This is a genomic window from Cytophagales bacterium (assembly GCA_033344775.1).
In the GTDB taxonomy this organism is placed as follows: Bacteria; Bacteroidota; Bacteroidia; order Cytophagales; family Cyclobacteriaceae; genus JAWPMT01.
The window spans coordinates 822,435-836,529 of record JAWPMT010000005.1 but is presented as its reverse complement, the minus strand read 5'-3'; the positions used below and the strand labels follow the sequence as shown (position 1 = coordinate 836,529).

The 14,095-nt window shown below is 43.7% G+C and carries 12 protein-coding genes, 2 tRNA genes and 1 riboswitch; of the genes, 5 read left to right on the top strand and 9 right to left on the bottom strand.

What is annotated here, in order from left to right:
• Position 1: 1 nt before the first annotated feature.
• From R8G66_21155 to R8G66_21145, 3 genes are all read right to left on the bottom strand, one after another.
• Entirely contained in the window at positions 2–2,134 is a 2,133-nt protein-coding gene (locus tag R8G66_21155) for a nitrite/sulfite reductase (protein ID MDW3194894.1), read from the bottom strand.
• Positions 2,135–2,301: 167 nt separating this feature from the next.
• On the bottom strand, positions 2,302–3,483 hold the full coding sequence (locus R8G66_21150) for an aminotransferase class I/II-fold pyridoxal phosphate-dependent enzyme (GenBank protein ID MDW3194893.1): 1,182 nt from the start codon (positions 3,481–3,483) through the stop codon (positions 2,302–2,304).
• A gap of 168 nt (positions 3,484–3,651) precedes the next feature.
• A riboswitch (SAM riboswitch) is annotated at positions 3,652–3,751 on the bottom strand.
• 277 nt (positions 3,752–4,028) lie between these two features.
• Positions 4,029–5,252 carry a toxin-antitoxin system YwqK family antitoxin gene (locus R8G66_21145; GenBank protein ID MDW3194892.1) on the bottom strand — a complete coding sequence of 408 codons (1,224 nt, stop codon included), beginning with the start codon at positions 5,250–5,252 and terminating at the stop codon, positions 4,029–4,031.
• A gap of 246 nt (positions 5,253–5,498) precedes the next feature.
• Between R8G66_21145 and R8G66_21140 the strand changes: the two genes are divergently transcribed.
• Positions 5,499–5,678, top strand: a complete 180-nt coding sequence (locus R8G66_21140; protein MDW3194891.1) for a hypothetical protein — start codon at positions 5,499–5,501, stop codon at positions 5,676–5,678.
• A 24-nt stretch (positions 5,679–5,702) separates the two neighbouring features.
• Positions 5,703–5,969 carry a hypothetical protein gene (locus R8G66_21135; protein MDW3194890.1) on the top strand — a complete coding sequence of 89 codons (267 nt, stop codon included), beginning with the start codon at positions 5,703–5,705 and terminating at the stop codon, positions 5,967–5,969.
• Positions 5,970–6,055: 86 nt separating this feature from the next.
• Here R8G66_21135 and R8G66_21130 read toward each other — a convergent pair whose 3' ends face one another.
• The 5 genes from R8G66_21130 to R8G66_21110 form a co-directional block, all read right to left on the bottom strand.
• A complete protein-coding gene (locus R8G66_21130) occupies positions 6,056–7,234 on the bottom strand; it encodes an acetyl-CoA C-acyltransferase (GenBank protein MDW3194889.1) in 1,179 nt (392 codons plus the stop codon).
• Between the two features lie 38 nt (positions 7,235–7,272).
• Positions 7,273–8,100, bottom strand: coding sequence for a hypothetical protein (locus R8G66_21125; protein MDW3194888.1), 828 nt, complete (start codon positions 8,098–8,100; stop codon positions 7,273–7,275).
• Entirely contained in the window at positions 8,097–9,065 is a 969-nt protein-coding gene (locus R8G66_21120; protein MDW3194887.1) for a VWA domain-containing protein, read from the bottom strand. The genes R8G66_21125 and R8G66_21120 overlap by 4 nt, the downstream gene beginning before the upstream one ends.
• Before the next feature lie 143 nt (positions 9,066–9,208).
• Positions 9,209–9,282 (bottom strand) — tRNA-Arg (locus R8G66_21115).
• Between the two features lie 185 nt (positions 9,283–9,467).
• Positions 9,468–9,554, bottom strand: a tRNA-Ser gene (locus R8G66_21110).
• Between the two features lie 169 nt (positions 9,555–9,723).
• Here R8G66_21110 and R8G66_21105 point away from each other — a divergent pair.
• Complete coding sequence (locus R8G66_21105) at positions 9,724–10,293, top strand: hypothetical protein (GenBank protein MDW3194886.1); 570 nt, start codon at positions 9,724–9,726, stop codon at positions 10,291–10,293.
• 7 nt (positions 10,294–10,300) lie between these two features.
• On the opposite strand, the gene R8G66_21100 is transcribed toward R8G66_21105, so the two are convergent.
• Positions 10,301–10,906 (bottom strand): metal-dependent phosphohydrolase, encoded by a 606-nt coding sequence (locus tag R8G66_21100; protein ID MDW3194885.1) that lies wholly within the window; start codon positions 10,904–10,906, stop codon positions 10,301–10,303.
• On the opposite strand from R8G66_21100, the gene R8G66_21095 reads away from it, so the two are divergent.
• Together R8G66_21095 and R8G66_21090 are read left to right on the top strand one after the other, a co-directional pair.
• Complete coding sequence (locus tag R8G66_21095) at positions 10,905–12,203, top strand: M24 family metallopeptidase (protein ID MDW3194884.1); 1,299 nt, start codon at positions 10,905–10,907, stop codon at positions 12,201–12,203. The genes R8G66_21100 and R8G66_21095 overlap by 2 nt on opposite strands.
• A 429-nt stretch (positions 12,204–12,632) precedes the next feature.
• Positions 12,633–13,994 carry a S41 family peptidase gene (locus R8G66_21090; protein MDW3194883.1) on the top strand — a complete coding sequence of 454 codons (1,362 nt, stop codon included), beginning with the start codon at positions 12,633–12,635 and terminating at the stop codon, positions 13,992–13,994.
• The last annotated feature ends 101 nt before the right edge of the window (positions 13,995–14,095 follow it).

Here is a 14,095-nt window from a genome sequence, read left to right as displayed (position 1 = left end):
GTTATGCTTTGTAGAAGTTGCTGATGACTAATTTTTCTCCTTGTTGAACCTCGCGATAGTTCAATACTTCAGCCATGAATGCTTCTGCAGTGGCTAAATATTCATTTGCAAAACCTTCGGAAGGCTCATGCTTATTGATCTGAAGTACTGTCTCAGGGAAATCACTGACACTGTTGAAATTTCCTTCGGCTACTAGTTTTTCCTGAAAAGTATTGATGATCTGGTTGTGGGTGTTGCACTGAATTTCTTCATGTAACAGCAAGGCTTTCGCTCCGATAACCATGGCGCTGTACGCATGATAAATGGCACCGGACCACTTACCCTCATTTAGTGCTTCTCTTCCCCAGGTCGCTTTTTCCTGCGCATCTCCTACGATGGTACTGACCAGATCAAGTACCACACCGGCACATTCCCCGACACCAATTTCCGGAGTGAAGGAAACCTCACGACCCCAATCCTGAAAACCTTCCTCATTCAGTGTAGACAGATCGGCCAAAGGCTTCAGTAACTCATAGAAATACATTTTGCCCTTGCGCTGGAAGTACTGATTGAAGTACTCTTCTTCGGTTGCGTTGGCTTCATAATCCAGGAGCAAATTTCGGACGGTATCAGGCACTCGTTTGGTGGGTACCTTGATCACTTTTTCAGCGATGAATCCACGTCCCTCCGGGTCGACTCCTCCGCCTAATACCACTTGCTGAGCAGGAGAGACTTTACCCTGGTATTTGATACTGCTGCCATGGAACCCAATGTTGGCGATCATGTGCTGGCCACAGGAATTCATGCATCCACTGATCTTGATCTGGATGTTGGCTTCATCAATCAAATGTGGAAACTCGTTTTGGATCAGTTTTTCCAGTTCTGTGGTGAGGTCTGTGCTATTGGTCACGGCAAGGTTACAGGTATCCGTCCCCGGGCACGCGATGATGTCTCCGAGGCTTTCAAAACCACTGTTACCAAGCTCTAATGCCTGTAAGTCATGGAATAAGCCCAGTAATTCTTCCTTGCGGAGGAATTTGAGCAAAACGCCTTGATTAATGGTAAGCCTCGCATCATTAGAGGCCCATTTCTCCACTAAATCTGCAAACTTTCTTGCTTTTGCTACCTTCAGATCGCCTAAAGGAACTTTGATCTTAGCGGCGTAAAAACCAGCCTGTTTTTGCTCAATTACATTGGCTTTTAGCCACTGTTCAAATGCTGGAGAAGAGGTCTGTTTTGCTTCAATGGTGGTGGCATCAGGAATTTCATTGGGTACTGTTTCCCGATCAATCCAGATCACCTGATTGGGCAAAGATTGACGTTCTTCCTCTACGAGTTGCAGGAATTTTTCAAGCCCGAGGCCTTTTTTGGGATCAATCAGGAATTTCAGACGTGCTTTATTTCTTCTTTCTCTTTCGCCGTGACGGTCAAATACTCGCAAACCTGCTTCGATGAACGGGATCAGTTTTTCTTCTTCCAGAAATTCATAGGCCGTTTCAGCAACAAAAGCTTGTGCACCCAAGCCGCCACCGACAACCACCCGGAAGCCTCTTTTTTGTTTTCCCTGCACTTCAATCACTTTTGGGATGAAACCGAAATCATGGATATAAGTGAAGGCTGAGTCCTTTTCTGAGGAAGAGAAAGCCATTTTGATCTTACGGCCCATGTCCTGGCAGATGGGATTGCGCAAGAAGTACTCGAATACAGCATGCGCATAGGGAGATACATCAAAAGGTTCATCAGGATCAATGCCAGCATAGGGACTGGCGGTAATGTTACGTACGGTATTACCGCAAGCTTCACGGGCAGTCACACCAACGGATTCCAACACCTCCCAAATGCGGGGCGAATTGGCCACATCCACATAGTGCATCTGTATGTTCTGGCGTGTGGTGAGATGCAAATTGCCGTGACCGAATTCTTCCGCCAGGTCTGCCATGGCACGGATTTGTGTTGGATTGATCTTTCCAAAAGGGAGCTTGATCCTGAACATTTGCACGCCTTGTTGTCGCTGACCATAAACGCCTCTGGTCAATCGAAAAGCCTTGAAGCGTTCTTCTGGGATTTCGCCTTTTTTGAAGCGATCTATCTTGTCTTGCAGCTCGATGATGTCGCGCTGTGCAGCTGGGGATAAGGTGTCGAATTCGGTACTCATGCTTTGTTTTTCAATATTTTGACATAAAAAAACCCTGACGATTTACCGTCAGGGTCTTATAAAAATCATTTTATAACTCACTTAACGGTATTTTATTTTGGTTGTACAGCAACATGGACAACAACAGATTGTCATTTCTTGCCTACATATATGTTTTGCCAATTGCATCATGTCACTATCACATCTGCACTTACAGTCAGTGCTTGTTCTATATCTTGTACAATGTCATTTATGTCTTCCAACCCTGCAGAGATACGTACCAGACCAGGCGCGATCCCTACACTGCTACGCTCTTCTTCGGTCAGTTTCGAGTGAGTGGTGCTGGCCGGATGGGTCACCGTCGTACGGGTGTCTCCCAAATTGGCCGTCAAACTCAAAAGTTTCAAACTGCTCAAAAATTTCACGCCACGTTCGATTCCACCTTTCACGATGATCGAAACAAGTCCCCCACCATGTTTCATTTGCTTGCGAGCAAGGTCATATTGCGGATGACTTTCGAGAAAAGGATATTTTACCAATTCTAGTTCCTCATGACCCTCTAAATATTTTGCTATTTTGTGTGCATTGTCGCAGTGGCGATCCATTCGCACGGCCAGGGTCTCCAGACTTTTGCTCAGTAACCACGCATTAAATGGGGAAAGACTGGGACCAGTGTGGCGCGCGAAAAACCGTATTTCTTCAATAATTTCCCTTTTTCCGACGATGGCACCGCCCAAAGAACGGCCCTGTCCATCAATGAATTTGGTTGCAGAATGTGTGACCAATGTGGCGCCATAATCGATAGGGTTTTGCAGGTAAGGAGTTGCAAAACAATTGTCCACGTTCAAAACAATTCCGTATTTGTTGGCCAGATTACCTAAGTGCTCCAGATCAATAATATCCAATCCTGGATTACTTGGAGATTCTACAAAAATCATTTTCGTATTGGGCTGGATCAGGCTCTCTATCTTTTCCGGACGATGAAGATTGAAGTAAGTATGTTCAATGCCCCATTTTGGCAAGATAGAAGTGAACAGCTGGTGAGTAGACCCAAAAACAGCTCTTGAAGCCAGAATATGATCCCCTTTTTGCAAGTAGCCAGCAATGCTCGTGAACATAGCAGACATGCCTGTTGCTGTGGCAATACCGTCTTCCGCTTTTTCTAACAAGCAAAGTTTATCGATAAATTCCGATGTATTAGGGTTGGAATATCGCGAGTAGATATTGCCAGGGACTTCATCTGCAAACATGGCCCTCGCTTCCTCTGCATCGGCAAAGGTGAAGCTACTAGTCATGTAAATCGGAGAAGAATGCTCCCTGTGGAGTGCATTTTCAATCTGGGTACGTACGGCGTTCGTCTCGAAGTTCATGTTTGAACGAAAAGTTTTGTCAGGAAAAGAAAAAAGGAATGGAGTGCGTTCTGATCCTTAGAACTGGTCTCCGGGAAAGATTAACAACAACAGCAACAACAAATCATCAGGGCGTGATCCGATGTGCGATGCGTTAGTGTGAAGTTGAAAGTGGATGTAGTTCTCATAATTTCATCTTTACTTTTTCAAGTTCGGAACTTAGCACCTTTCCTTGCAGATGGTTGCTAGCGCTTCATCGAGTCCGTCTCTCCACGCTTCTTTATAAAATCATTTCTAAGTCGAGACAAAGGTAGAAGTGGATTCTTCTAAAAAACAAAGGATCACCAAAAAATATTTCAAATCTGGTAAAAAGGCTTGCAAAAAAGCTTGTTGCAGACAATTTAGTCTTTTGATGAAACCTTTAGGAGTGTATTCGTCCTGCTGATGCTGAGTTTCGAGATGTTAAAGTTTCCATAGTCCCTTCCTGTCCATGATCATGTCTGGTAGCATTGATGGGTGTTGAATCACTCAGTAGGAAAGCAGGGGATGACAAAAAAAGGCAGTGGTTATTCCTCACTTACGATCCTTCCCGATTTGTACTTTTTACGGGAAGTGACCTTTTCTTTTTCATCATAGTAAACCCAATCGCCTGTTCGTTTATTGATCAGGTAATTTCCTTCATACTGCTTTTTGCCGTTTTTGTAGTAGAGCGTAAATGGGCCATGTAATCGGTTCAGTTTCCAGTTAGAGACCTCTTTTTCTTTACCATTGGGGTGGTAGCTGGTCCATGTTCCGTTTTTCATGCCACGTTCATAAGACTCACGACTGACGATTTTCCTACCTTCATAAATCAATCGTTCTCCTTGTAGTTTTCCAGCTTCGTAATTTTCACTGATGGTCAGCTTACCTTTCTCATTGTAATATTTCCAGTTTTTGCCTGGTAGCTCGTTGACGACATAGCTTTCTTTGGAGACCTTGCCATTTTCATAATAGTCTATAATGGAGGCATTGAGACCATTGAAAGAAAAGTCCGCTTCTTTACTGATTGCTCCTGAGGGATAGAAGTCTTTATTTAACCCTTGTTTTCTGCCGTATCGGTATTTGTAGACGGACTTAGGACTTCCATCTTTATAGTATACCAGAAACTCCCCTTCAAGTTCGCCTTCCTCATAGTTTCCCGTAGACTTGATCTGTCCATTTTCGTGATATCTTTTCACAAAGCCCGATCGTTTTCCACGTTCATTTAAAACTTCCATTTCCAGTTTTCCGGAAGCATAGAAGGTTTTGTAGTATCCATTTAACAGGCCATTGGAATATTGTGCTTCTAGTTGCACAACTCCCGTATCATAGAATTTACGGGTGATGCCGTTGGGTTTTCCGGTGGAATAATTGACTTCCTCTTGTTTATTGCCATTATCGAAATAAGTGACTACCATTCCTTCGGGCAGTCCTCGATCAAACGATGACAACCCCTTTACTTTTCCGTCTGGGTGGTAAGTTTTTACTTCACCAATCAAGGTGTCGTTGACAAAGTTTGCTTCTTGTTGCAGGTTGCCGTTAGGGTAGAACACTTTTGTTGGGCCTTGTCTTAAGCCAGCGAGGTAAATCGTTTCACGTTGTAGGGAGCCATCCTCGTAGTAGTTGAGGAATTTACCTTCTTTATGTCCCTGTTCGAAGGTGCCATTGACGATTACTTTACCCGTCTGACTGAACATTTTATAGGCACCATGTGGAACAATGGTATCCGTATAGATAATGCCGTATTCTTCTTTCAGGACCTTTTGATCCAAGTCATAATACGTTCTATAGGGTTTTTGCGCATAGCTAATAGCGCACCACAACACCATTAGTAAAACTGAAACGGTTTTGGAATAACCTCTTTGCATAACACCGAAAAAGTAAAAAAGCCTTGTGAACTAACGAAAGGCCGTTAAGATTATTTTTTAATTCTGAGTCAATCCATTGCCAACATCCATGTCTGAAGCTACGACTTTTTTCCTCCTTTACTACGTCACTCGTAATCTCATCGATACTACATGCGTGGTATCGTTGCGGTGGCTGCTACTGCTACTTTTGGCTTGTCCTTTAGAGATGAAGCTTCAAAAACAAAAGAGACAAGTGGAGCAGCACCCACGATAAAAAACGAACCGTTTTCGTCCGGTGATTTGACGGAGGGCGTAACCCGAAAAGCCCTGGGCAGGAAGCCTTTAGAGTAGGGAAAACCACATATTCAAATTTTTATGAGTGCTTTTATTGGAACATGGACAGATCAGGATGGTGCAACCATCACAGTTGAACAATCAAACGGTAGCGCTACCGCTTATTCATTGAAATATAGCAATGGAAGAGGCCCTTTCACTGGTTTTTCAGTGGATTTAGGATCTACTGTAGTAAGTGTTGATTTCTCCGATGGCTCAGTGCCTGCAGCAGGAGATCAGGCTGGTGTGATCAACTTTGATGGCAATACCATCAATTGGAGTAACCAAACTGTTTGGAAGAAATCCTAAGCTGGTTGGTTACTAATAAATAGAACAGGCCCTGATGAATCATCAGGGCCTGTCGCTTTTATATTTTCCCTGAAAGGGACTATCAATTATACTTTCTCTAAAACAATGGCTGAAGCACCACCACCGCCATTACAGATTCCTGCAACGCCAATCGAACCTTCATTTTTGGTAAGCACTGAATTCAACGTAGAGATAATTCTTGCTCCTGAAGCGCCAAGCGGGTGGCCTAGTGCAACTGCTCCACCAAATACATTCACTTTCTCCGGATCGAGCTCCAATTGACGATTGTTAGCAATCGCTACCGCAGAAAATGCTTCGTTGATTTCATAGAAATCTACATCACTTTTCTCAACTCCTGCATGTTTCATCGCTTTAGGAATGGCCAAAGACGGAGAAGTGGTGAACCAGATAGGCTCCTGAGCAGCATCACCAAATCCACGCACTTTAGCAACAGGCTTAAGGCCCAGTTCTTCCATTTTTGATTTGCTGATCAGAATGATGGATGATGCACCGTCATTGATCGTTGATGCATTGGCGGCTGTAACGCTACCATCTTTATTGAAAACCGGTCGAAGGGAAGGGATCTTATCAAATTTTACATTTCGATATTCCTCATCGTCGGCCATTACGATTTGGTCACCTTTTCTTTGAGGGATCTCAACCGGGATGATCTCATCTCTGAAATGTCCGGCCTCAGTAGATGCAGCGGCTCTTTTGTAGCTATTAATGGCATATTCATCCTGCTCTTCCCTAGAGATGTTCATCTCTTTGGCAGTATTATCAGCACAGCTTCCCATAGGGAATCCGTTGTAAATCTCCCATAAGCCATCGTGCATCAGTCCATCCACCATTTGACCATGACCATATTTGTAGCCATATCTTGCCTTGGGGATGTAATAAGGGATATTGGACATGCTTTCCATGCCACCTGTGACCACTATATCGTTCACGCCAAGCATGATGGATTGTGCACCTAACATGACAGTTTTCATGCCCGAAGAGCAAACTTTGTTGACCGTGGTGCATGGTACATTGTGGCCGATGCCAGCACCGATAGCAGCTTGTCGGGCAGGAGCCTGACCAAGGTTCGCGCTGACCACATTGCCAAAGTAGACTTCATCTACATCTGAAGCGTTGACGCCTGCTTTATCCAAGGCACCACTAATGGCCTTTGAACCTAATTCTACGGCTGAAAAACCGGCAAGCGATCCACCGAAGCTTCCGATTGGGGTACGAACAGCTGATAGAATAAATACTTCTTCCATTTTTAATTCTTAGGGTTAATGCTTTATGTGCTGCAAAATTACCAGTCTGGCTTGTCGCTTTCAGGTCTTTTGGTCGCTTTTCTTTTTTGCTGCTGAATGTATTGGATCTCGTTATTGCGCAAGGCTTCGAGGATCATGCGGGCTTTTTCTTCACTGATGTTCATTTCCTCCAGCTTTTCCTTGGGTGTAGCTTCTTGTTCTTGTTGTTCCTCGCCTTCTTCACCTTCCTGTTCCTGCTGTTGCTCTTGTTCTTCACCTTCCTCGCCTTCTTGTTCTTGCTGTTGCTCCTGTTGTTGCTGCTCGCCTTTCTCTTTCTCTTGATCTTGTTGCTGCTCCTGATTTTCCTGCTGCTCCTGGTTTTCCTCTTCTTCGTTTTGTTTTTCGTCTTCTTGTTGCTGCTGGTCGTCGTTATTCTGATCGTTTTGCTGCTCTTCTTGTTGTTTCTCCAGCAATTTTTTCACAACCTCATAGTCGAAGCGAGCATCTATATTAGACGGATCGGCTTTTACTGCTGCTTTCATCAGTTGCAAGGACTTTTCCAGCGTTTCTGGCTTTTTGGCCATGACTCCAAGCTGTTGATAGGCAATGCTTTTCGCTTCATTTGACCCAAGTGCTGCCACGTTTTGGTAAGCAGTCTTTGCGCTGGTTGAATCGGCCAATCTGTAATAGCAATGTGCCAAATTCAACATGACCTCCGGGTCTTCCACATACATAGAATCTGTGAGGTAGATGTATTTATTAGCAGCTAGCTGAAATTCGTTTTGCTTAAAGAACCGCTCAGCATCACGCTTTAATTCGTTGATCTTGGCAATCTCTTTTGGATCGTTGCTTATCAAAGCGAAAAGGAAAAAGACGTATTTGATCATATTCTTAATACGCTAATATTCGACATAAGGTCCATGCACATGAGTAAAAGAGCCAGACCCAGGAAATAAAAGTATTTGTTGGATTTAGCGTCCACTTGTTTGCTATCGCGCAATTCGCCTTCGATATCATTAATGGATGAAATCAATCTGGAAACATCGTTTCTGCTCTTATTGATTTCAAAATATTTACCATCTGTATCCGAGGCAATTTTTCTTAATGAAGAGGAATTCAGTTTAGAGACAACTTCTTCGCCGCTTCTATTCTTTTTAAAACCTCTGCGGGTAGAGATTTTCGATCCTCTTTCCGTACCAACACCCAAAGTGAATAATTTGATCCCGGCTTCCTCGATTTTTGTAGCGATGGCGGCTGTTTCTTCACCAAAATCTTCACCGTCGCTGATCAGTACAATGGTTTTTGAGGTTTGGCGAGCTACATTGGAAGCATCACTTTCCAATTTGTCCAAAGCCATTTTCAGAGGTGGACCAAAGTCCGTTCCTGTGTTAGGGACCAGCGAGGTATTCAAGGATTGAATAAAAAGATTGAGGGCGTTATTGTCATAGGTCAGTGGGCATTGCATGAAGGCCTCGTTGCTGAACATGATCAGGCCAATTCTATCGGCACTAAAGGCCTCTACAATGTTCTTGAGTTCAAACTTGACTTTTTCCAGTCGAGTAGGTTGAACATCAAAGGCATTCATTGAAGTGCTGAGGTCTACGCAAATGAAGATGTCCTTTCCGACAGATTTGACTTCTTTGGTAGACTGACCGAATGACGGACCAAGCAAGGCCACGATGAATAGACCGAAGTAAAGTGTACGGATGGTCAGCTTGATCAAAATGCGGCGCATAGGCGATTGCAATGCCTGTGCGACTTTGAAAACCCTGATGACATAAATGCCATAAAGTAAAACGAACAGGCCGATGAAGATCATCTCTGCCGAACTGATGGTTCTTGCCCAAATCATAACACCCAAAATTACAAAGTGTAGACGGCCCGAAGCACACCAACCGATACCATTTAACTTTTTTTAAGGATGGATGGTCATTGTGGCCTGTTTTGACAATGCGGAAAGGAAACAAAAAACCCCGCTGATTGCGGGGTTTCAAGTGATTCCACCAGGACTCGAACCTGGAACCTACTGCTTAGAAGGCAGTTGCTCTATCCAGTTGAGCTATGGAACCAATAGCTCTAGAAATACCTTTTCGATTCCTCCAGGACTCGATCGCATCAGCGAACCGCCTGAAACCTGCTGATTAGAAGCCGTGCCCGGTTGGGACAGTTGCTCTATCCAGTTGAGTTATGGAACCAATAGCTTCTGGTATCTCTAACTAAAAACCACCTCCGCAAATGCTTCAGTGGTTCAGTGCGGAGAGAGGGGGATTCGAACCCCCGGTACGATTTCTCGCACGCATGTTTAGCAAACATGTGGTTTCAGCCACTCACCCACCTCTCCGTGATTTTTGGACTGCCTTTCAAAAAGGACTGCAAATATAGCATTTCGGGTTAATTGAAGAATCTCTTTGGGAAAATATTTGTAAGAATTAATGAAGGGGAGAAAATGCCGGTGGAAGGGGAGTCGGTTTTGGTCCAATAATTGCTCCATTCTACCAAACAATCAAGCCATGAAGCAGTTACTTATCCTTCTTAGTATCCTACTGATCCCGGCGTTATCTACAGCACAAGATTCTCACACCTATCGAACTTTGGAAGACCTGTTGGCGAATCAACCTGCGGAAGAGATTCCTCCTACATTCCGATATGAACGCCAGCGTCATCAAGGGAAATTGAGAGGGCAGAAAATTGCGGCTTATCGTTTCAAAGGTCCAAGGGAATACAAACTCCCAAAGACAAAGACATTTGCGGTTTATATGGATGGTTCTTTGTTCATCAATCTGAACAGGCCTAAACTCAGGAAGAATACTGATTTCTTTAAAGTAGAATGGATTGGGAATTACGGTTACTTCGTGGACATTCATAAATATCCGGTCTGGATAGACGAAGTATACATGGAAGACACGATCCTGAAAGAGATGCTACTGGACCGATCAACCGGGACTATCATTGAGTTATCCAAGAAAAATCTACGCATCATTCTTCAGGATCATCCAAAATTGTTACAGGACTTTGAGCGCGAAAGGAAGAAGAAGAAAAAGCTAAAAGAGTACCTCGTTCTATCTGCACGTGAAGCTTGAGGAGAGATCAATCAATGATCTTTTCGCACCGTTTAAGTAATGTCGGGTTTCCGGCGCGCATCACGTTTAATATATCTTGCTTTTCGCTGAGGTATATTCTGGCAAATCCTGGATCTTCCTTAATGATCGATGAAGAGTTATCGATAAGATCAGCGTATTTGACAGTTTGAGCAAGAGCTGAGATTTCACCCAGTCTGACCGCTTCCCTTTTCTTTCTTTCTTTTCGATTAAGTTCAGGATAGTTCTCCGGGACAAATTGATCGGTTAATTCCAGGGCTCCATGAAGGATCATATTCGCTTTTTCATTCGTATAGCCAGCTTCAGTCAGCAATGACAACAATTCTTCTTCACCACAGGAAGTATCCTCAAACAGGTCGTGACAGAGGGCAATTTCTACACCTTCCGGCGCATAAGGCTTCACTATGGTGGCTACAGCGACCAGATGCGTCCAATAAGGAGCGCCTGTATATTTTCTTTTTTGATCACCGTGTTTCTTTTTCACAAATTCGAGCAATGACTTTTGTTGTGATGTCCATTCCATGTTTCCAAAACTAATGGATAGCAAGAAAGACATACCAAAAGGTGCTACATTAGTGGAAACCTGGTACTTCATGAGATCGCTCCTTTTTATCCTCACCCTATTCATTGTTCAGACATCATTCAGCCAGGAGGCTTTTAGAAGATGGCGTAAACTGAATCAGGTAAGAAACGATAAGTTTGATTTGGTTCTTCCTGAAGTCATGCGGGAGAATGAAATCGATATGTGGATTGTGATGTGTCGGGAAGGAAATTTTGATCCACTTTATACAGATTTGGGCGAGGGCTATGTGTATGCCACTGGATTTTACATTTTCACAGATCGGGGTGGAGACCGAATTGAGCGAGCAGCCCTGGGAATAGGCGGATACTTATTAGAAGAAGGTGGAGGCTACGATTACTTCGGATCTCCAGATGAATTGAAAGCCTTTGTTTCAGAACGAGATCCCAAACGCATTGGACTGAATTATTCCAAGAACTTTGGAGGAGCAGATGGCCTGACTTATTCGGGTTTTCTGGAATTAGCAGAAACCTTGGGCAAAACCTACGAAGATCGATTTGTATCTGCAGAGAAGCTGGTATCTGATTTTAGATCGCGTAGGGTAGCCACTGAAATAGCTATTTATGGCGAGGCCGGAGAATTGTCCTATACTATTGCCGAACGAGCATTTTCTAATGAAGTGATCACACCTGGAGTTACTACCTTAGAAGACGTGGCCTGGTGGATGCTGGAAGAGTTGCACAAGCATAATCTGGGTTCTTCATTCGGGATGCCTTCTGTTTATTTGACAGGGCCAGAAGGGATCATTGCCACTTCGTCCGACCGGATCATTCAACGAGGTGATGTACTGATGATTGATTGGGGCGTGGGCCTGATGAACATGTTCACCGACATGAAACGCATCGCATATGTGCTTAAAGAAGGGGAGACGGAAGTGCCAGCTGGAATTAAAAATGCGTTCGATCAGGGAGTGAAAGTACGTGATATTATCAAAAAGACCATTAAACCTGGGGTCACTGCCCAAAAAGCGGAGGACCAGATCTATAAAGCCTTAACTGATGCCGGCTTTAATAAAATGAAAGCCTTCAATCAGGCTACTGATCAGGATGTGACTGATGTCATCATTGGATGCCATTCCGTGGGAAATTGGGGGCATGGTATTGGTCCTTCTATTGCGTTTTTCAATCCGGTCCGGATCGGTTATGAACTCAAGCCTTCTAACCTGATCTCCATTGAGTTGTTTGCTTACACCAAAGTGCCAGAATGGGGCGGGAAAAAACTTCGCATTCCTTTGGAAGACGATGCAGTGATTACCGAAAGAGGAATTGAATGGCTTTATCCGATCAATCCCAGGGTGTTGGTGATAAAATGAGTTTGTTGAATGGATATAATAATATCATAGGGTTCTTGGATTAGCTTGAAATTCTAATGATCATCTGGTCTATGTTCTGCCTAAACCAAAATGTGTTAATTCTATATTCATGAATGCATTAGAAAAGCCAATTATTGAAGCTTTATTGAAAGCTTTATTCCCGTTTTTCATAAACTATCCCAGACGCCAGGGATGGGTGAATCCAGGGAATATGTTCTTCCACGTTTTCGCAAATGGACACACCAAAAATACATCTTATACTTTTCGGGTCAAGTCGATCTAATTACAATAGAAAGGATTCTATGGGGTAAAAGGCAACAACGCGTCTAATCAAATACCACCACTACCCCAAATCCTCCAACCATAGCCGTCACTGCTCTTCCGAATCATTTCTGTACGTAGGGTTTTTTCTATTCCGTTTAAGTAATCATGCGCCATCTCATTTTCCTATTGCTAATCAGCACAGCCTGTTACAGCCAACCTAAAGAATACAATGCCAATCAAGTTGCTGAAGATGTCAATTTTCTTCGGGATCAACTGGAACGATTCCATCCGGGATTGTATCGATATACGCCGAAATCGCAAATGAATGCCTACTTTGAGGAGGCTGCTCAAACTTCCGATGGCCTTGAAGGTATTGAACTCTATGCCCGGATCACCTTTTTGCTCAGTCAGGTCAAATGCGGGCATACACGGACGGCCATGCCCGATATCATGCGACGTGACAATCGTGCCAACAGCCGATTCCCCCCTTTTCAAATTCAATTGTTGGGTGCTGAACCCTTTATTTCTGCTTCATTGGACTCACAACTGCCTAAAGGGGCTAAGCTTTTATCCATCAATGGAAAATCTTATCAGGAAATAGAAGCGACCATTTTTCAGCACCTCGCGGCGGATGGATTCATCGAATCGGGAAAGCGCCGCATGATCAGCTGGTTCTTTCCCTTTTATTATCAACTGTACATTGAAAGTAGCAGTGATCCGGTAAATATTGAATATCAAACAGCATCAGGTGAAAATGTGCAGCTTTCGGTCAATCGGGTTAGGGATAAAGCAATTGAAGTATTGTCGAGTTATGAGGATAGAAAAGCAGCACTTCAGCTAAATCATTTGGATGATCATAGTTACATGCGCATTTCCACTTTTGGTCAGCAGTCCTTATCTAATGCAGGGTTAGACTATGAGCTTTTTTTGGAGCAAAGTTTTAGATCAATCAAGAATGAAGGTGTAGAAAACCTGGTTTTAGACCTGCGAGGTAATGGGGGAGGAAGAGACAATTATGGAGCATTGTTGGTGTCTTATCTGCTGGCGGACTCCTTTGGATACTTTGACAACATCGAAGTGACTGACGAGTATTCCGGTTACGGCGGAGTGGTCAACAGAAAGGGCAAGAAGTATGTGACCAGCCATCAAGGACTTAATATTTGGGAACCCCAGTCCAATGCTTTTCAAGGAAACTTATATGTGCTGACGGATGGGGGAAGTTTTTCCACTTGTGCGGATGTTGCTACGGTGCTGCATCATAATGATAGAGGCGTTTTTATAGGCCAAGAAACGGGAGGAGGATATGATGGCAACACCAGTGGCAATACGAAAACCATTACACTGCCCAATAGTGGAATAAGAGTATTTGTTCCATTATGGAAGTATACAACCGCCAACGTAGGACATCCATATCCTGCAAGAGGCGTGATTCCCGATCATGAAATAATTCCAACCTGGGATCAATTTTCCAACAAAGAAGATGTGGTACTTAATAAAGCCCTGGATTTGATTCGGAATAAAAAATAGTTCGGTGGGGTAGGGTGTCTGCATGATTCCGGTATTCAATCATAAAGCATAAGAATATGAATACCATCGTCAAACAATTTACAAAATCAGAACTTATTCAA